This is a genomic window from Maledivibacter halophilus (assembly GCF_900167445.1).
Classification (GTDB): domain Bacteria; phylum Bacillota; class Clostridia; order Peptostreptococcales; family Caminicellaceae; genus Maledivibacter; species Maledivibacter halophilus.
Genome location: NZ_FUZT01000009.1, coordinates 124,811 through 143,941, shown reverse-complemented (window position 1 = coordinate 143,941; position 19,131 = coordinate 124,811). Strand labels below are relative to the sequence as shown.

Below are 19,131 nucleotides of genomic sequence, written 5' to 3'. Positions count from 1 at the left end.
TCCTCTTATCCTTTAAAATTCTCTAAATGTTTTTACTAGTTTTCTTGTATATTCATGAACAGGTGAATTATATATTCTTTCACTGCTGCCTAATTCTACTATTTTACCATCTTTCATAACAGCAATATCATCACAAAAAGCCTTCACCAAATCAATATCATGAGAAATAAATAAATATGTTATATCAAACTCTTTTTTAATCTTTCTTAGAAGCTCTATAATTTGAGCCTGTACAGATACATCTAGCATCGAAGTAGCTTCATCAAGTATTAAAAATTTAGGCTCAAGCACTAAAACCCTTGCAAGTACAACCCGTTGAATCTGTCCACCACTTATTTGATTTGGATATCTATCCAATATTTCCTCATTTAACCCAACTAAATCTAAATATTTCATGATTCTTGACATTATATTATCCTCATTTTTACTGCTTAATCTATGAATCTTAAATGGCTCTATTAAACTATGCTTTATTTTTTTACGAGGGTTTAATGATGTATCTGGATGCTGAAAAATGATCTGCATTTCTCTTCTTATAGCTTGCATTTCTTTAAATGTATAATTAGTAATATCCCTATTATAAAAATATATCTTACCTTTATCAACTGGTGTTAATCTAAGTATTATTCTTCCTAAAGTAGATTTTCCACATCCACTTTCCCCAACTAAACCTAATATTTTTCCTTTATCAATAGTTAGAGATACATTATCTACTGCCAAAGTATTTTCACCAGAAAAACTTCTTTTCTTAAATATCTTTGTAATATTTTCTAGTCTTATCAAATAAAAAACACCTCACCTTAGAGCCACTTGGCGTCTTGTAGAGTAACGGTTTTTCTAAGAAACATTTTTTCATAGCATACCCACATCTTGGATGGAATTTGCATCCTTTAGGCAAGTTTATTAAGCTAGGAGACAAGCCTTTCATAGGCTTTAAATTCATATGGGGCTGAGAATTTACTAAGCCTTTTGTATATGGATGCTTAGGATTTTCTAAGACTTCTTTACTTAAGCCAAATTCTAAAATATCACCGGCATACATCACTGCAATCTTATCACATAATTTTTCAGCAAGGATTAAATCATGGGTTATAAGGAGTATTCCAGTATCTTTTCTTTTCTTTATTTTGTTAAATGTTTTATACACCTGATTCCTAACTATTGCATCCAAACCCTTTGTAGGTTCATCTGCTATAAGCCATGTAGGATCAGATGAAATTCCTATTGCTGCTAAAACTCTTTGTTTCATTCCACCACTTAGCTCAAAGGGATAAGCCTTTGAAATACTACTATCCATCATAAGTCTTTTAATAATAGCTAAGGTCTTAGTCTTTGCTTCTTTTCTTTTAGCTTTTTCATGAAGTATTATACCCTCTGCTATTTGTTTACCAACCTTTATTATAGGGTTCAATGCTGTTCCAGGATTTTGGGGGACAAGGGCAATTTCTTTCCCTCTAATACCTACTATATTCGTTTTATTTAAATTCAATATATCAATATCTTTGTAAATAATACTTCCTGACACTACTGCATTCCCAGCAAGAAGTCTTAATATAGATAAACCTAAAACTGATTTACCACTGCCAGTTTCACCTATTAAACCAATTACTTTTCCTTTTTCTAATTCTAAAGAAACATTATCTACTGCTTTTACATTTCCAGCCTTTGTCTTAAAATAAATATTTAAGCTTTCAATTTTTATATTTTCTTTCATAAATATCTCCTAGCTCACTACAATAATTGTGTATAAGATTTTTCGCTGCTATCTAAATAATCTCTTAGTGCATCACCAAGTAGATTTATACTTAGACTAAGGACCATTATGCACATGCCCGGAGCTATAATCAATATTGGATTACTTATATAATAAGTCTTTGCATCACTTATCATTACTCCCCAATCAGGAGTAGGAGGCTGAAGTCCAAGTCCTAAGAAACTAAGACCTGCAATGGACAAGATAACCTTCCCAATTCTGGTTGTAAAAAGTACAATAAATGGCCCTATAATATTAGGTATTATATGATAAATAATAATATAAAAATTTTTAGCACCAAGGGCTCTAGCTCCTTCTATATAATTTTCTTCCCTTATTTTTAATACTTCTCCCCTTACAATTCTAGAAAAATTAGCCCAGGATGTTAAAACCACTGAAAAAAGTATACTTTTTATTCCCGGTCCCATTATTCCTATAAGGGATATCATAAAACTAATACTAGGTAGGGCTTGAAAAATATTGACAAGTATTTGTATGAAACTGTCAAGCTTCCCTCCAAAGTATCCCGATATAATTCCTAAAATAAGTCCTAGAAGCATTGTAAGCATAGAAGCTATAATAGATAATAATATAGATGTTCTTCCACCATAAAGAATTCTACTAAAAACATCTCTTCCCAATGAATCCGTCCCTAAAAAATTCTTTGTTGATGGTTTACTTAGCCTATTTCCCATATCTATTTCATTAGGATTATATGGGGCTATATATGGAGCAAACAAACTAAGAAGTAAAATAACTATCAATACTGCAGATGTAATTTTACATAATGTCATATTAATTTTTCCCTCCTAATCTTATCTGAGGATTTAACATAACATAGCATATATCCACCAATAGGTTAAATAATATATAGGCTATACCCATAAATAATACATAGCCCTGAATAACAGGATAATCTCTACTAAAAATTCCATCAACTACAAAGCTGCCTATTCCAGGTATTGCAAAAATTGTTTCTATTATAGCTGAGCCTCCTAGTATTCCTCCAAAATAATTACCTAAATATGTAATAACAGGCATAATAGAGTTTAGCAAAGAATGATGAACAATTATCATTCTGTCAAATAGCCCCTTGGACCTTGCTGTAAGAATATAATTTTTATTTATCTCTTCTATCAAGGTTGCCCTGTTTAATCGCATAATCACCCCTATGGTTCCAGAAGCAAGAATTATCGATGGTAAAATTAAGTGTCTAAAAGATCCATATCCACTGGTAGGTAATACTTTAAGCTTTTCAGAAAAAACAGTTATTAGCATAAATGAAAGCCAAAAACCAGGTATTGAGATAAACATGAGTCCAATAACTCTCCCCAAATGGTCAATTAGGGAGTATCTCTTAAAAGCCATTAAAACTCCCAATGGAATACCTAGTAAAACGGCTATGATAACTGCTAAACTTGCTATTGAAAAGGTAATAGGTAACCTTCTTATAATTTCGTCAAATACCGGCTCATTAGTCATATAAGATCTTCCCAAATCTCCTTTTAAAGCATTTTTCCCCCAATTAAAGTACTGTATTATTATTGGATCATTTAACCCCATCTCCTCTCTCATAGCCTGCAGCTCCTCTTGAGTGGGATAACTCATTCCATCCATTGTAAGAATTTCAAGGGCCGGATCTCCCGGCGCCATAATTCCTAAAACAAATGCTATCAATGATACACCTATTAAAACTGGTATTGCATTTAATATTCTTTTAACTATGTATTTCAGAGTGTTTATCATTACTTTCTCCAATGAAGTTCTGGGAGAGTTGTGCCATAAATAATTGATTTATACCCATCAATTTTTTTATTGAATACTATTAAATTTGCATCGCAGAAAAGAGGAATAGTAGGAAGCTCTTCTGCTGATAAATCCTGTAATTCATCATATATTTTAGCCCTTTCATCAAGGTCTAATGTTTGATCTAATTTATCCATTAATTCATCAACTCTATCATTTTTGTATCCCAAATTGTAGGCTATATTTGTAGAACCATTGCTTCTCATAAATCTGTCAAATATTGAATAGGGCTCCATATTAGGCAGTCCTTGTATATGCATGGATAAATTAAATTCTCCATTTTTTCTTAATTCCTTAAATGTAGGCCAATCATAAATGAGAATATTTACATTTAACCCTAGCTCTTTTAATGTAGCTTGAATATATTCAGCTTCTTCTTTATATGGATATTTTTGTGTAAATGCCGAAGGAACTATCATATCTATATCCTTTTTTTCTCCCTTTAGAGCTTCTTTTGCAAGTTGTTTGGCCTTTTCTATATCATATTCATGCTCTATAATTTTTTCAAAGGGTGAAGCATAGTTTAGTATATTTTGTGTAGGCTTTCCAAGACCTTTATAGAACTCATCAACTATAAGTTGTCTATCCAATGCAAGACTTATTGCTTTTCTCATATTAAGATTGTCAAAGGGAGGTTTATTACCATTAGCTGAAATATAATGGCTTATGGTTGATTTCTCTACTGATTTTTCAAATCTGTCATCCTTCAAAAGCTCTTCGGCTAATGCAGGTGTTATGGCTCCAAGGTCCATTACTCCCATTATTTCTTCCGCCTTTAATGCCGAATATCTTGTCTGGGCATCGGGAATTACTTTCACTCTTATTTTCTCAGCTTTAGCTTTTTCACCATAATATCCTTTATAGGATTCTAATACACAATATGAATCCTTCTCCATCTCTACTAGCTTGAATGGTCCAGTTGCACTCGGTATACCTACAAAATCACCATTTTCATCAAAGCTGTCACTGCTGTATATGGGACTTCCAAAGTTGACCATATTGTATGGTAGTGTAGGTAATGGATTTTTAAATGTAATCTTAACTGTAAAATCATCTGTCTTCTCACAATCAATTAATCCTGGATATACCTTATCAACATTGAATGTATAGAATTTTGAGTTTCTAGACTTCATTTTTTTATATCTATTAAAGTTTGCAACAACTGAATTCGCATTAAATTTTTCGCCATTATGGAAAATTACTCCTTCTCTGAGCTTTAATGTCCATTCCTTTTTATCTTCAGAAGCTTCCCAGGATGTAGCCAGCTTTGGAACAGGCTCTCCATTTTCTCCCATCCCTATAAGAGGCTCCCAAATATATAGGATTACACTAGTGAAAAAAGCGTCTTCTTTTCCAGGTGCAACATCTCTAGGGGCAGCAAGTACAATTTCTTCATCCTTTATAGTTTCCTCTTGCTTCTGCTCATCAGTAGTTTCTTTAGGTTTTGCTGTATCGGCAGGTTCAGTCGTCTTTTGACCACTGCATCCAATAAGTAAAGCTGAACTTAACATCATAGCTATGATTAATACTAATATAGTTACTTTATTATTTCTTAAAACTTTTTTCATATTATTTCCTCCTAGTATTTTTATTGCAAAAAAATAAAAATACTTCTTCATGAAAAATAAAGAAGTATAGACATAGGTACTCTACCTATATAAGTACTCTGCTGTAACACCTCCCCATCCTCGTGAGCTTTAGCGTGTATTAATATGGCAGGTATCCTGACTTAAGATCAACATACTATTATCACCTTCCCATTTTATAAAAAACAGTGGCTGCATGATATAGTACTCCCTATATACAGTGGCGGGACCGTGCTGGATTCTCACTAGCTTCCCTTTTAAGCAGTAAAACTGCACCATAAAAATATCCTTTATTCAGTTCATTATAATTCTAGCATTTTAGCAATCATATTTCAACGTTTTTAATTTCAATTATATATAATTTGCTTTTTCCCTTGACTTGTATAGATCATCTATATACAATATATGTAGATAATCTATATATGATAGGAGGAAAACTATGAAAGTTGATAAAAGTCTAGTATCCGGAAGTACAACAATGCTGATTTTAAAGCTTTTAAGTAATGAAGATATGTATGGATACCAGATGATTGAGGAGCTAAAGCTTCGCTCACAAAATGTATTTACCCTTAAGGCAGGAACATTATATCCCCTTTTACACAAATTAGAGCAGCAAAAATTTTTGACTTCCTACGAAAAAAAATCTGAAAATCAAAAGTTAAGAAAATATTATAGCATTACCAATGAAGGAAGAAAACTATTAGACAAAAAGCAAAATGAATGGTCTATATATACCAATAGCGTAAATAAGGTTTTAGGAGGTGTAAACTTTGAGGGAATTTAAAGATAAAGAAAATTTTTTAAACCTTGTATGTAAGCGGGTTAAAGCTAAAAATTTACATAAAAAAATACGAAAAGAGCTTAATGACCATATTGAAGATCAAAAAGAAGCATATATTGTAGAGGGAATGGATGAAAAGGAAGCCCTACTTAAATCAATTGAAGATATGGGAGATCCTATATTAATTGGTAAAGAACTTAATAAGACCCATAAGCCTTTAGTTGAATGGTCTGTATTAATTACTACAGCAATATTTCTTTTAATAAGTGGAGGTATGCAATATCTCTACAGTACTGTAGAACCTTTTTCAAATAGTGTCCAAGGAGAATACTTTAGTGGTTTTCTTGTATATGCACCTATAGGAATTGTAATATTTACTATAGCTTATTTTTTTGATTATACACTATTAAAAAAATACTCATGGATATTATATATAGCTTATATATTATTCATGATAGCAGTATTTATTTTTTCACCAGTTATAAATGGTGCCATATACTATGGGCCCTTTGCTTCCTTACTATTTATCCCTATTTTTTCAGGTTTAGTATATAATCTTGGTAATATGAAATATTTGGGAATTATTTTATCGGGATTACTTTGTATCCCGCCAATTATTATAACTCTTTTTATTCCATCTATGAGTACCGGTTTAGTAATAGTTATTTCATGTTTAGTGATACTTACTTCAGTGATCAAAAGTGGATTATTTAATTGTAATACTAAATTGAGCCTAGGTTTAGTTTATATTCCAACAATATTATCATCTATATTAGTTTTTTTCATTTTAATAGTCCAAGCACCCTATCGTATCAAAAGGCTTATACCTCTATTTACCCAAAATGCTGACCCTAAAGGATTAGGATATCAAGTAAATATTATTAGGCATATTATTAGTAATGCCAAGCCCATTGGAACCATTTCAATCCACAAAGAACCCTTGGAAAAGTATCTCCCGGGATGGAGTAGTGATTTTTCCTTTGCCTTTATAATTGGAAAATTGGGATATATTCCTGCAATAGTAGTTGGTTTATTAATCCTCTTTTTATTATATAGATTGTATAAAATATCTACTAGACAAAATAACATCTTAGGAAAATCAGTATCTCTAGGGTGTCTGTCAATTTTATTATTACAGTTTATTGGATCTATTGTAAACAATTTGGGTTTCTATAGTATCTTTACACAAGCACCTCCACTTTTATCCTATGGAGCTATTAGCTTTACTTTCACCATGTTTCTATTAGGATTGATTTTATCTGTACATAGAAGAAGTAATATTGTAAATATTCCATCCCCTAAACCAATGTTTGAAAAAACATTATTTCAAAATGATATCATTCATTTTGAAGATGGAAAATTAACTATTGATTTTAACAAAGGTCTATTTAAAAAATAAAATCTGTAGTCGTAGCCACTGAGAATTCTTTTGGCTCATGTGAAAATGAGTTTTAGATTAAATAATTGATGGCAAGAAAACCTCAGAGGCTACTTCTTTTCTTAACTTTGTATTGGCCCATATCTATAGATATTCCAGTAAAATAATTAATTTATACTTATTCAAACTTAACCAATCTAACCCCTACCATAAAGTAAATCAGTCCCATTCCAAGTAATACCAAAGAAGGCATAAGTGCAGCCTCAAAGCCGTATCCATTTACTGCTATTTTCTCCATTCCCTCAACTGCCCATTTTTGGGGAACAAAATTTGCAATTGTAAGTAATACCTTTGAGTTTATTATTTCTAGGGGCCACAGACATCCTCCAAGCATTCCAGTACTGGTCAGAACTACTGGTGTGATAGCTGATAGCTGGGCCTCAGTCCTAACAATACCAGAAAGCAGCAATCCTAATGATGTCATTGTGAATACAAAGGATGCAGCTATTGTTATTATTCCTAAAACACTCTTTCCCCAATCTATACCAAATAGATATTTCCCTCCAAGTATTAATATTCCAAGCTGAATACATCCTATTATATATGCTGATATCATACTGCCACCTAATATGGAAGTCTTTGACACAGGTGAAATTAACATTCTCTGCCATATATTATGTTTTCTATCATTAAGAATATTTCCTATGCTAAAAACCACAGTATAGGTTGAAAAGAATATGGCAAAGCCTATCATCATATGCTTTAAATGATTATACTCAGACTTACCCTTCCTTTCAATCATCTCTTGATTTATTACTATAGGCTTTTCATACTCCCAAGCTTCTAAAGCCTTTAAATATGTTTTACTTACAATTTCCTGCCTGTTGATACTTTTTAAACGCCCTATATAATCGGCAGCAGCCTCAGATATTTTTATATTACTTATCATTTTATTAAAAATATTAGATATAAGACCTTCTAATCTATATATATAAATATCATCCTTTAACTTCAAAATATCAATAATAGGAGACTTACCCATCTCTATGTCTTTCTCAAAATTGTTCTTCAATATAATTGCTGTTAATACCTTTCCCTCATCCACAAGCTTAATTCCTCTATCATAATTACTTATTTCATATTCAAAGCTATTACTCATTTTTAATTCCTCTATAAATAGCTGTGAATATTTACTATTATCTTCATCTATTATCAACACCTTAGGTTTATATCCATCTACATTGGATATCCCAAAAACAGCAGTGAAGCCAAGTGCCATGGCTGTTAATAAAACTATGGACTTATACTCATCACGAAGCATTAAAAATCTAAGCTTAATTATACTAAGCATTTTTTAGGTCTCCCCCATTTCTTAAAAGGATTATTCCAAAGAAAATAAATATTACCCCCATGGCTAAAAGCAATAATAGATATAACTTTAATTCCCCTATACCATATCCCATCATACATTTTAAATAGGATTTAAGGGCAATACCATTTATTGATAAAATACTGATTTTCTGTATGTATTCAGGTAGTGTTTCAAGGGGGATATAGCTTCCTCCTATTAGAGCCATTATCTGAATTATTATACTTTGAAAAGCAATTGTAATCTTATAATTACCAGCTTTAAATGTGGCCCCAGCTATCATTATTCCTAGTCCTGCTACTGAAAATACCGTACATATACTTATTAAAAAAATCAATCCTATATTTCCCCAACTGACTTTAAAAAAGATACTAGAATAAAGTATTATAATAGATATTTGTAATAATGCTACAATGGCTATTACGAAAAATTTACCTATTGTCATCTTCCATTTGGATATTCCAGCTATGACCATCCTCTGGTATGTCATATTATCTCTTTCCTCTAAAAGAGTTTTACTTCCATAGCCAGCAGCAAAAAGAATAAACATTGTTGCCATTGCTGCTCCATAGTATCCAAAGCTAGAGATAGTTTTTTTCCCATTTAAAGTTACATAATTAATATCTACTTCAATATTTCCTATATTATTTGTAATCTTATTCTTTATAGTTTCTATATCTTCAAAGGCCCTCTTGCCTACATCTTTTTCTAAAACAGTTTCAAGAAAAACATTTTTCCCAATTATTATTGAAGATATCCTATCAGTGAAACCATTCATTATATCTTCTACTATTTGAAAACCTATGGAATACTCTGGATTTCCAATCATATCTATTTTTACAATATTTCTAAAGGGAGTTAAAAAATTAATAATCATATCATAAATAAAATCTTCAGGTAATATTACTACAGCTGATACTTTTCCTTTTTCCAATAATTTTCTTGATGTTTTTTCATCTTCTATTCTATAATTAACTATTCTTTTAATCTTCTTGCTTCCAAGAAATTCATCAAAAAAAATACTTTCTATATCAAGCTCATTTGATACTTTAATTAAATTACTTTTTTCTTCTTTATTTAGATTTTCACCTATCATACCTCTTGTTAATTCTTCATTAACTTTTTTTAATTCTTCATCAATATTATAATTTTTTACTATAGCTATATTAAACTTTGAAATATCTCTATCCCCACTACTCATAAAAGAACCACTTAAAGCAAAGCCCAGTATAGTTGAAAGAATTATTGGCATAAAGATCATAGTAATTAAAGCCTTTCTATCACTTAAAACTATTTTTAAGTCCTTTCGTAATATATCAATTATTTTCATTTATTCTTTCCCCCTTAATCTCTAAGAGCTTTACCAGTTAAGTGTAAAAATACTTCTTCAAGGTTAGGTTTTTTAACATCAATAGAAAGTATACTAACGTCTGTCTCCCCTACCCTTTCTATAATATCCTTGAAAATTTCATCTCCATTATTAATAGTAATAGTTACCTCATTTTCTATTATTTCTATCTTATTTACATAATTAATATCCCTTATTTTTTCTATAAGTTCATCTGATACTTTATCAAACCTAATTTCTATCCTTTTATTTCCCTTTATAACTTCTATAAGCTCATCCCTAGTCCCAGATTCAATAATTTTTCCCTTATCCATAATACTTATCCTTGTGCAGAGATATTCAACCTCTTCCATATAGTGACTTGTATAGATAATAGTCATACCTTTTCTATTAAGCTCTAAAACTGTATCCAATATATGATTTCTTGACTGGGGGTCTATTCCAACTGTAGGCTCATCCATGATAAGAAGCTCAGGCCGATGCAAAAGGGCAGCACCAATGTTTATTCTTCTTTTCATGCCGCCGGAATACTTTTCAACCTTATCCTTTAATCTATCTTTTATTCCTATAATTTCCGATACTTCTTCAATTCTCTGCTTCAACAATCTACCTGTTAATCCATATATATTCCCAAAAAATCTAAGGTTTTCATAGCCGGTAAGAGTAGGATATAAAGCTATTTCCTGTGGTACTACTCCAAGATTTTTCTGTAAATTCTTAGGTGATTTGATTACACTCTCACCCTTATATAAAACATCCCCATAATCAGGTGCTATAAGAGTAGATATAATAGATATTGTTGTTGACTTTCCTGCACCATTTGGCCCAAGGAGTCCAAAAACCTCACCCCTTTTGACCTCAAAGCTTATTCCACCTACTGCCTTTATATTTTTATAATGTTTCTTCAGGTCTATAACCTTGAGTAAAGCCATAATTATTCCCCCTATTGCTTTTTTCTATATATTTCAATATTATCAAATTTTATATACAAATAAAACTTTATAAGAGTATATATAATGCTAAATATAATATTTATTTGAAATATGTAAGCTTAATATTATAGAATATCATTATAGGAGTTTAAGCAAAAGCTCAAATTTATATATTGAAGGAGAAAAGTACTATGAGTATCGTTTGGGAAGAAACCTTTAAAATACATACATATGATGTTGATTTTAAAAATCAAGTAAAAATAAGTTCTATCTTTAATTACATGCAGGAATCTGCCACAAATCATGCAAACCATCTAAAAATAGGTTATGATAACTTATCAAAAGAAGACTTGTTTTGGGTGCTTTCAAGGGTGAAAATTGAAATTATTAATCTGCCTAAACTTGGAGACAAAATAAGAGTTGAAACATGGCCTAAGAGAATAGATAAACTGTTTGTACTTAGAGATTTTAAATTTTACAATTCTGAAAATAAAATTATTGCCAAGGCCACTACAGCCTGGTTAATTATTGATAGTAAAAAAATGCGTCCCAAAAGACCTAAATTATATATAGAAAAGCTTCACCACTTCAAAAACGAGCATTCTTTATACGAAGTTCCAGATAAAATCTCTTGGACTGACAAAACGCAATTTCTTTTTGAAAAAAGAGTAAGTTACTCAGATATAGATATAAATCAGCATATGAATAATGTAAAATATGTTGAACTTATCATGGATAGCTTTCCACAAGACATATTTAAAGAAAAAGAAATAAAAGAAATGCAGATAAACTTTATATCTGAATGTAAATTTGAAGATATAATTCACATCTTCAGAGGAGTTTTTGAAAATAATATAAATTCTTTTTACATTGAAGGTATTAATAATCATAGTGATAAAAAAGTATTTCAATCATATATACAATGGAATTAGACACAAACTAAAGGAGTTAAGAAAATCTTCTTAACCCCCTTCTTAATTTTCTATTTTATCCATGTAAGGAAGTATATCAAGTATCTCAAAGGCTATTTGCAGCCTTAATCGTTGATTATAATCGTTTAAATCTATATTTAGTAAGTTCTTTATCTTGTTTAGCCTATAGCTAAGGGTATTTCCATGTATATGGAGATAATCTTTAGTATAGGTCCAATTACCATTACTCTTAATATAGGTTTTAATAGTTTCTAAGTATTCCTTTCTTGCATTTTTTCTATAATTCAAAAGAGCTCCTAAGGTTTTTGAAATAAAATATTCAAGATCCTTTTTATCATTATTTAATAGCATTTTCTTTATTTCTAGGTCATCATAAAAATAATATAAATCCTCTCCATCGATATCCTTAGTCATTTTAACAGCTTGCATAGCATTAAAATAGCAATCCTTAAAATTTTCCAAGCCATTAATTTCGTCACTTACTCCTGCTCTGACCCTTTTATTCCCATATTTAGTAAAAAAACCTATATTATTTTCTGTCACAATATTTTCTAGAAAAAGCTTTATCTTCTCTTTGTTATTATCATCATCTAATTGAAGTATAATTACAATCTTATTACCCTTAATTAAAGTTATAGAATTAAAGAAAATTCTATTAATCTTTTCATTTATAATACTATAATAATATTTTATATATTTACTAAATTTATTTTGATGCTGCTCTTGACCCACAAGTTCCTTATTCCTTTCAACTTCAATAACGATTATCTGGTGCTTTCTATCAAAACGAAAGCCATAATTTTTTGCGTATTTCATAATATAATCTTTGTTCTGATTTGCTATAAGGCTTTCTAGAAAATCGCCCTTAAGGGTTTGCTCCATATTACTAAGTTCATTCATTTTCAATAGCTCAAGGGCTAGTATAGTTACACTTCTTTCTACAGTAATATTATCTAATTCTGAATACTTATCATCATCTGATATAACACAAAACCAGCCTAATGTATCTCTATTAACCATTATAGGAGAAAAATAGAAATGAAGGTTATTATCTTCGCTATGATATTTAGATGTTTTGCTTTCACTTAAATACTTTATTAAATTATGGCTCATTAATTTAACATCATCAAAATTAGTATAGTGATTAAAAACATAATTGCTAATATTATAAAATAAATCAATAATAAAAACGTCTCTCTTCAATAATGTCGATGCTTCTAAAAGAATATCCTCAACACTGCAACCATTTAGTATCATTTCAGTAAATCTACTATGTAGACTAGTTGAATATTTATACTTATTTTTTTCAAATTTTAACATTTTATTATATTTTTCTAAATCTTCATTATTTTTAAGCTGCTTCTCATAGTTTTGTGCATTGATTATGGCTATAGTTGCCTGAATGGAAATTGCTTCTAAAAGATAGACATCTTCTTCCCCTAGTGCACCAGGGTTTTCAAAATTGTCTATCACTATTACTCCAATACATTCTCCTCTATATATCAGAGGACAGCATATAGATTGTAAAAGTTTATTCTGCTTTTTATTAAGGGAGTTTTGTAATATTTTCATATTTTTTTCTCTCATTGTACCCATAGCCTGTTTTGTTTCCTTAGAATTACTGAAAAATATAGTTCCCTGTTTAAGAAAAGCAATCCCTGTCATAGACTCTCCAGGATAAAGTTTGGCCTCTACAACACCGCTTTCAAAGCCTACAAAGGACCTTATTTCTAACAGGCCTGTATCCTTATTATAAAGAAAAATCACTCCTGTATCTCCACCCTTTATAAGCTCAAGGGATTTTTTTAATAAATAATCTAATATATAATCTGTGTCCTGGGTAGAATTAAGAAGCTTACTAGCTTCTAATAACTCCTCCAACTTATTTACTTTAATTGGTTTATTTTCCATTTACTCAACCCTTCATTTTTCCTTTTAAATTATTATATAGAGTTCCTAGTAAAACTAAATTTATGTATATATAATATCATTCCATCAATAGTAATTTTTAATATGTATGCATTAAAGTCTTTACGGGAATTTCTATATACCTATAGTGATTTAAGTAAAGACTTTAATTTATACATGTCCAAAACTTCCAGAAGCACTGAGTATTTGGGCATGTATAAACTAAGTTTTACTATAATAAACCCTACATAATTCTTTATCCTTATTATTGTATAAAAATACACTAAATTTGTCTATAAAATTTTGGTGTCAGCAACATAGAAAAAAATGTTAATAGTTGATAGAATGTTTAGAATATAAGGACATATTATATGAAATTAACTAATAAAGGAGGTAATAATAATGAGCTTATTAATGGCATTCTCTATTGTACTTGTGGTCTTAACAATAGGAGATATTGTGTCTACTAAATCAAAGGCATTCATTCCATCGGTATTTGTTTCGGCACTATTATTTTTATTTGGTTTCTGGACTTTCTTTCCCCAGGACATCGTTGATCTCGCAGGTTTTCAAAAGCCAATTATTTATTTATCCATGTACTTATTAATAACTCATATGGGTACCATGCTAACTATTAGAGAACTGGCTAGCCAGTGGAAAACTATTACCGTGGCATTAATAGGAATCGTAGGTGTATGTGCACTTACCCTTACAGTAGGTAAAGCTATATTTGGGTGGGAAACTGCTGTTATAGCCACACCTCCACTAACAGGTGGTATTGTAGCTGCCATCATAATGTCTGAAGCAGCCGCTGAAATAGGAATGGATAAATTAGCAGTCCTTGCCATAGTTACTTATGTAATGCAGGGCTTTGTTGGCTATCCCCTTACAGCACTAATGTTGAAAAAAGAAGGAACTAGACTTTTAAATGGTTTTAGAAATGGTGAGCTAAAACCTACTGAAAAAGCTGAATCCAATGAGGAAACTGCACCTAAGAAAAAGCTTATACCTGCTATACCAAAAAACTATTCAACAACATATATGATCCTTGCAAAGCTTGGTATAACTGCATGGGCTGCTGTAGGATTCGCAAACCTCATTAAGCCAGCAGTCGACATTTCACCCTTTGTTATGTGTCTGTTTTTCGGTGTAATTGCTCAAGAATTAGGATTTGTTGAACAAAAGCCTCTTAATCTTTCAGGCTCATTTGGATTTCTAATCACAGGTCTTATGGCATTTATATTTGCAGGTCTTGCTAAAGCCACCCCTGCAATGCTTGCCCAAATAGCTGTTCCTCTTGGTGGAATAATAGTTATAGGCGTATCTGGAATGGCTTTACTTTCAATGCTAATTGGCAAAAGATTAGGATACACTAAGGAAATGTCCTTTGCTATAGCCCTTACTGCACTTTACGGATTTCCACCTAACTATATTCTTACTGAAGAAGCATCCAAAGCCCTTACTGAAAGCGAGGAAGAAAAAAAATTCCTTATGGATGAAATGCTTCCTAAAATGCTTGTTGGTGGATTTACTACAGTTACAATTGTTTCTGTAATAATTGCAGGCATATTTACTAATTTATTATAGAATTTTAGAACAACTCTTTATAAATGTACGTTAATAAAACTTTAGAAATGAAATTAGCCACTGGGGAGCACAAAAAGTTTCTCAGTGGCTAACTGAGTAAATTAAACTTTACAAACCTACATCTATATCTTTAATAAAGAATTGTTCTAATTAAAATTGGAGGGAAATGTTTTGAAAACAAATCTTAATAGAATAAAAAAAGACATAGAGGAGTTATCAAAATTTAATGCAACTCCTGGTCAAGGTCTTACGAGATTTTCTCTTACTGAGGAAGATAGAGGTGCAAGAAACTATATAAAAAATGAACTTTTAAAGCTAGGACTAGAGGTTTATGAAGACCCTGCTGGAAGCATATTTGGAAGAAAAAAAGGATCTGATGATGATCTTCCAGTTATAATGATAGGGTCTCATTTTGATTCTGTAAAAAATGGTGGTAATTTTGATGGCCCTGCCGGTGTAATTATGGCTCTTGAGGTAATGAGGGTCCTTACTGAGAATAATGTTAAGACAAAATACCCAATTGAGTTTGTCGGTATGATAGAAGAAGAAGGCGGCAGATTCGGCTCAGGGGTTTTTGGAAGTAGAGCAATGGCAGGTTCTGTATCAATAGAAGAACTAAATAATAATAAGGATAATGAAGGAATATCTATGGCTGAAGCTTTTAAAGAATTTGGCTTTAATCCAGATGATATTAATAATGCTAAGAGAAATCCTGAAGATATAAAAGCCTTTATTGAGCTTCATATAGAGCAAGGACCTGTATTAGAAAATAGAGAAAAAGACTTAGGCATAGTTGATTTTATAGTTGGACTTTATAACTTAAAAGTCACAATAAAGGGTAGGCCTGACCATGCTGGAACTACTCCAATGAATATGAGAGCCGATGCTCTTGTTGCTGCTTCAAAAATAATTTCACATATTCCTAATTATGCAATAGAAGCTGGAAAAGGTACTGTTGCAACTGTAGGTGCCTTAAGTGTTAAACCCGGTGCAGCAAATATTGTGCCTGGTGAAGCCCAATTTACTATTGATATTAGATCAAAAAATAAAAGCTGTATAGAAGAAGTAAAAAATAAAGTTATTGAATTAATTCAAAAAGAAACTGATGCTTCTGGACTAGATGTAATAATAGAAGAAATGTTAGATGTAAAACCCGTTAAAATGTCAGAAGAAATAATAAAAAGCTTTGAAAAAAATGCCGATTCAAAGGGCTTTTCATATATTAAAATGCTTAGTGGTGCAGGTCATGATGCTATGGTTATGGCAGGTATAACAGATGTTGGATTAATATTTGTTCCTAGTAAGGATGGTAGAAGCCATTGTCCCGAGGAATGGACTGATTATGAAGATCTGCAAAAAGGAATTGAAGTTGTATATAATACAATACTTGATTTAGGGGAGGTACTATAAATGACTGTTAAAGAGCTTGCTAAAAAATATAAACAATATGCTATTGACTTAAGAAGAGAGTTCCATATGAATCCTGAGCCTAGTATGAAGGAAATTAGAACTTCCGGTAGAGTTATAGAAGAATTGGAAAAAATGGGAATTGAGTGTACTAAGGTAGCTGGAACTGGAGTAGTAGGAATCATCAAAGGCAAAGCTGATGGTAGAACTGTAGCTTTAAGGGCAGATATGGATGCCCTTGAGGTAAATGAAAAAAATGACAAGGAATATAAATCAAAGGTTAAAGGACTTATGCATGCCTGCGGCCATGATGCTCATACTGCCAGTTTACTTACAGCAGCTAAAATATTAAATGAAATAAAAAATGAATTTAGTGGCAGTGTAAAATTACTCTTCCAACCCGGTGAAGAAGTAGCCCAGGGAGCCAAAAAAATGATAGAAGAAGGAGTAATGGAAGACGTAGATGGAATCTTTGGACTCCATATATGGAATGACACTGAAGCAGGCAAGGTCTCTGTAGAAGCTGGACCTAGAATGGCTTCTGCAGGAATATTTAAAATTGATGTAATAGGAAAAGGAGGCCATGGCTCTATGCCCCATCAGGGTGTTGATGCGGTACTTGTTGGATCTGCCATAGTTATGAATCTTCAATCCATTGTTAGCAGAGAAATTAGCCCCCTTGACCCTGCAGTTATAAGTGTTGGTATGTTTAATGCCGGTTCCAGATTCAATGTTATTGCAGGTGAAGCCCATTTGGAGGGAACAACTAGATGCTTTAGCATGGAAGTAAATGATTCCTTTGAGGATATGATCACTAGAGTAGCTGATCAAACTGCTAAGAGCTATAGAGCCAAGGTTAAAGTTGATTACAAACAGCTTGTTATACCAACAATAAATGATCCAGAAATGTCTGCCATAGCTGAAGAAGCTGTAGAAAAAACCAGTGGAAAAGATGCTTTAGTAACCTACGAAAAAACCACTGGTGGAGAAGATTTTTCCTTCTTCACTCAAAAAGCACCAGGAGCCTTTGCCTTTGTAGGTTCAAGAAATGAGAAAAAGGTAGATTACTACCCTCATCATCATCCAAAATTTGATATAGATGAAGATGCCCTTGAAACAGCTTCATCTTTATATGCACAATTTGCAATTGACTTTTTAAATAGATAGGGGGGGTAAAATGGATTATAAAAAGCTCCTAGAAATCCAAAAGGATTATGTTATAAACTTAAGAAGGTATTTCCATAAGAATCCTGAACTTAGCTGGAAAGAGTTTGAAACTTCTAGAAGAATCAAATCCGAACTTGAAAATATGGGTATTCCATACATTGAAATGGCTGGAACTGGTGTTGTCGCTACTATAAAAGGAAAGCCTACAGGCAAAATAGTGGCCTTAAGAGGAGATATAGACGCCTTAGAGGTTACTGAAAAAAATGAAATTGAATATAAATCACAAAATCCTAAAGTAATGCATGCCTGCGGCCACGACGGCCATGCTGCCATGCTTCTTGGAGCTGCTAGAGCCTTAAATGAAATCAAGGAAAACATCAGGGGAACTATAAAGCTTATTTTTCAACCTGCTGAAGAAATGGTTCAAGGAGCAAAAGAAATGATTGAAGAAGGAGCTTTGGAAGGTGTTGACGGTATTTTGGGAATACATCTATGGTCTGGTATCGAAACCGGAAAAATTTCAGTAGACCCAGGTCCTAGAATGGCTTCAGGAGATCATGTGAAAATAGATATTATTGGTAAGGGGGGACATGGATCAATGCCCCATCAAGGTATTGATGCAGTTGTTGCAGCTTCATCCCTTGTTATGAATACCCAGTCCATTATGAGTAGAGAAGTAAATCCCTTAGATACTGTTGTTTTTACAATAGGGGAAATCCAATCTGGAACAAGGTTTAATGTCATTGGAGGAGAAGCCCATATTGAAGGTACAGTAAGATGTTTTGATCCTAAAACAAGGGCTATACTCCCTGAAATAATTAAAAGACATGCAGATAATACTGCCAAAGCCTATAGAGCTAAGGCAAAGGTTCAATATATAGAAGGAACACCACCTACAATCAATGATGAAAAATGCTCATCTATTGCTGAAGGTACTGTTTTAAGCATGCTTGGAGAAGATGGGCTTTTGAAAATGGAAAAAACAACGGGAAGCGAGGATATGGCATATTATCTTGAAAAAATACCTGGTTTAATAGCCTTTGTTGGTGCAGGAAATCCTGAAAAAGGAGCAGATTTTCCCCATCATCATCCAAGATTTAATATTGATGAAGACAGCTTAGCCATAGGAACTGAACTGTATTTTAGGTTTGCAATTGATTTTTTGGAGAAGTTTTAA

Annotated in this window: 16 protein-coding genes and 1 riboswitch; of the genes, 7 read left to right on the top strand and 9 right to left on the bottom strand. The window is 31.9% G+C overall.

Annotated features, from left to right (window positions below):
* Nucleotides 1–12: 12 nt before the first annotated feature.
* From B5X81_RS17425 to B5X81_RS17405, 5 genes are read right to left on the bottom strand one after another with little or no spacing between them, the layout of a single operon-like run.
* Nucleotides 13–783 (bottom strand): ABC transporter ATP-binding protein, encoded by a 771-nt coding sequence (locus B5X81_RS17425; protein WP_079493461.1) that lies wholly within the window; start codon nucleotides 781–783, stop codon nucleotides 13–15.
* The gene (locus B5X81_RS17420; protein WP_079493459.1) at nucleotides 749–1,714 is read right to left on the bottom strand and encodes an ABC transporter ATP-binding protein; all 966 of its coding nucleotides are present in this window, start codon (nucleotides 1,712–1,714) and stop codon (nucleotides 749–751) included. Before B5X81_RS17420 ends, B5X81_RS17425 begins: the two co-directional genes overlap by 35 nt.
* A 17-nt stretch (nucleotides 1,715–1,731) precedes the next feature.
* Nucleotides 1,732–2,547 carry an ABC transporter permease gene (locus B5X81_RS17415; protein ID WP_079493458.1) on the bottom strand — a complete coding sequence of 272 codons (816 nt, stop codon included), beginning with the start codon at nucleotides 2,545–2,547 and terminating at the stop codon, nucleotides 1,732–1,734.
* Between the two features lies 1 nt (nucleotide 2,548).
* The gene (gene nikB / locus B5X81_RS17410) at nucleotides 2,549–3,499 is read right to left on the bottom strand and encodes a nickel ABC transporter permease (protein ID WP_079493456.1); all 951 of its coding nucleotides are present in this window, start codon (nucleotides 3,497–3,499) and stop codon (nucleotides 2,549–2,551) included.
* On the bottom strand, nucleotides 3,499–5,127 hold the full coding sequence (locus B5X81_RS17405) for an ABC transporter substrate-binding protein (RefSeq protein ID WP_079493455.1): 1,629 nt from the start codon (nucleotides 5,125–5,127) through the stop codon (nucleotides 3,499–3,501). The genes nikB and B5X81_RS17405 overlap by 1 nt, the downstream gene beginning before the upstream one ends.
* Nucleotides 5,128–5,256: 129 nt before the next feature.
* A riboswitch (cobalamin riboswitch) is annotated at nucleotides 5,257–5,440 on the bottom strand.
* Between the two features lie 144 nt (nucleotides 5,441–5,584).
* Between B5X81_RS17405 and B5X81_RS17400 the strand changes: the two genes are divergently transcribed.
* Together B5X81_RS17400 and B5X81_RS17395 are read left to right on the top strand one after the other, a co-directional pair.
* Nucleotides 5,585–5,929, top strand: a complete 345-nt coding sequence (locus B5X81_RS17400) for a PadR family transcriptional regulator (RefSeq protein ID WP_079493453.1) — start codon at nucleotides 5,585–5,587, stop codon at nucleotides 5,927–5,929.
* Nucleotides 5,916–7,325 carry an FtsW/RodA/SpoVE family cell cycle protein gene (locus B5X81_RS17395; RefSeq protein WP_079493451.1) on the top strand — a complete coding sequence of 470 codons (1,410 nt, stop codon included), beginning with the start codon at nucleotides 5,916–5,918 and terminating at the stop codon, nucleotides 7,323–7,325. The genes B5X81_RS17400 and B5X81_RS17395 overlap by 14 nt, the downstream gene beginning before the upstream one ends.
* Before the next feature lie 157 nt (nucleotides 7,326–7,482).
* On the opposite strand, the gene B5X81_RS17390 is transcribed toward B5X81_RS17395, so the two are convergent.
* From B5X81_RS17390 to B5X81_RS17380, 3 genes are read right to left on the bottom strand one after another with little or no spacing between them, the layout of a single operon-like run.
* A complete protein-coding gene (locus B5X81_RS17390; RefSeq protein WP_079493450.1) occupies nucleotides 7,483–8,655 on the bottom strand; it encodes an ABC transporter permease in 1,173 nt (390 codons plus the stop codon).
* Nucleotides 8,648–10,003 (bottom strand): ABC transporter permease, encoded by a 1,356-nt coding sequence (locus B5X81_RS17385; RefSeq protein ID WP_079493448.1) that lies wholly within the window; start codon nucleotides 10,001–10,003, stop codon nucleotides 8,648–8,650. The genes B5X81_RS17390 and B5X81_RS17385 overlap by 8 nt, the downstream gene beginning before the upstream one ends.
* 14 nt (nucleotides 10,004–10,017) lie before the next feature.
* Nucleotides 10,018–10,953 carry an ABC transporter ATP-binding protein gene (locus B5X81_RS17380; RefSeq protein WP_079493447.1) on the bottom strand — a complete coding sequence of 312 codons (936 nt, stop codon included), beginning with the start codon at nucleotides 10,951–10,953 and terminating at the stop codon, nucleotides 10,018–10,020.
* Between the two features lie 191 nt (nucleotides 10,954–11,144).
* Here B5X81_RS17380 and B5X81_RS17375 point away from each other — a divergent pair, with 191 nt between their 5' ends.
* Entirely contained in the window at nucleotides 11,145–11,885 is a 741-nt protein-coding gene (locus tag B5X81_RS17375) for an acyl-[acyl-carrier-protein] thioesterase (protein WP_079493445.1), read from the top strand.
* A 42-nt stretch (nucleotides 11,886–11,927) separates the two neighbouring features.
* On the opposite strand, the gene B5X81_RS17370 is transcribed toward B5X81_RS17375, so the two are convergent.
* The gene (locus B5X81_RS17370; RefSeq protein WP_079493444.1) at nucleotides 11,928–13,796 is read right to left on the bottom strand and encodes a helix-turn-helix domain-containing protein; all 1,869 of its coding nucleotides are present in this window, start codon (nucleotides 13,794–13,796) and stop codon (nucleotides 11,928–11,930) included.
* A 399-nt stretch (nucleotides 13,797–14,195) separates the two neighbouring features.
* Between B5X81_RS17370 and B5X81_RS17365 the strand changes: the two genes are divergently transcribed.
* From B5X81_RS17365 to B5X81_RS17350, 4 genes are all read left to right on the top strand, one after another.
* A complete protein-coding gene (locus B5X81_RS17365) occupies nucleotides 14,196–15,380 on the top strand; it encodes a hypothetical protein (RefSeq protein ID WP_079493442.1) in 1,185 nt (394 codons plus the stop codon).
* A 171-nt stretch (nucleotides 15,381–15,551) separates the two neighbouring features.
* On the top strand, nucleotides 15,552–16,790 hold the full coding sequence (locus B5X81_RS17360; protein ID WP_079493441.1) for a Zn-dependent hydrolase: 1,239 nt from the start codon (nucleotides 15,552–15,554) through the stop codon (nucleotides 16,788–16,790).
* On the top strand, nucleotides 16,791–17,954 hold the full coding sequence (locus tag B5X81_RS17355) for a M20 family metallopeptidase (RefSeq protein WP_079493439.1): 1,164 nt from the start codon (nucleotides 16,791–16,793) through the stop codon (nucleotides 17,952–17,954).
* A 10-nt stretch (nucleotides 17,955–17,964) separates the two neighbouring features.
* The gene (locus tag B5X81_RS17350) at nucleotides 17,965–19,131 is read left to right on the top strand and encodes a M20 family metallopeptidase (protein ID WP_079493438.1); all 1,167 of its coding nucleotides are present in this window, start codon (nucleotides 17,965–17,967) and stop codon (nucleotides 19,129–19,131) included.

What these genes read in the sequence shown, in the direction of transcription:
- B5X81_RS17420 (WP_079493459.1), bottom strand. Translation starts at nt 1,714, where the DNA reads ATGAAAGAAAATATAAAAATTGAAAGCTTAAATATTTATTTTAAGACA.
- B5X81_RS17415 (WP_079493458.1), bottom strand. Translation starts at nt 2,547, where the DNA reads ATGACATTATGTAAAATTACATCTGCAGTATTGATAGTTATTTTACTT.
- nikB (WP_079493456.1), bottom strand. Translation starts at nt 3,499, where the DNA reads ATGATAAACACTCTGAAATACATAGTTAAAAGAATATTAAATGCAATA.
- B5X81_RS17405 (WP_079493455.1), bottom strand. Translation starts at nt 5,127, where the DNA reads ATGAAAAAAGTTTTAAGAAATAATAAAGTAACTATATTAGTATTAATC.
- B5X81_RS17400 (WP_079493453.1), top strand. Translation starts at nt 5,585, where the DNA reads ATGAAAGTTGATAAAAGTCTAGTATCCGGAAGTACAACAATGCTGATT.
- B5X81_RS17390 (WP_079493450.1), bottom strand. Translation starts at nt 8,655, where the DNA reads ATGCTTAGTATAATTAAGCTTAGATTTTTAATGCTTCGTGATGAGTAT.
- B5X81_RS17385 (WP_079493448.1), bottom strand. Translation starts at nt 10,003, where the DNA reads ATGAAAATAATTGATATATTACGAAAGGACTTAAAAATAGTTTTAAGT.
- B5X81_RS17380 (WP_079493447.1), bottom strand. Translation starts at nt 10,953, where the DNA reads ATGGCTTTACTCAAGGTTATAGACCTGAAGAAACATTATAAAAATATA.
- B5X81_RS17375 (WP_079493445.1), top strand. Translation starts at nt 11,145, where the DNA reads ATGAGTATCGTTTGGGAAGAAACCTTTAAAATACATACATATGATGTT.
- B5X81_RS17370 (WP_079493444.1), bottom strand. Translation starts at nt 13,796, where the DNA reads ATGGAAAATAAACCAATTAAAGTAAATAAGTTGGAGGAGTTATTAGAA.
- B5X81_RS17365 (WP_079493442.1), top strand. Translation starts at nt 14,196, where the DNA reads ATGAGCTTATTAATGGCATTCTCTATTGTACTTGTGGTCTTAACAATA.
- B5X81_RS17355 (WP_079493439.1), top strand. Translation starts at nt 16,791, where the DNA reads ATGACTGTTAAAGAGCTTGCTAAAAAATATAAACAATATGCTATTGAC.
- B5X81_RS17350 (WP_079493438.1), top strand. Translation starts at nt 17,965, where the DNA reads ATGGATTATAAAAAGCTCCTAGAAATCCAAAAGGATTATGTTATAAAC.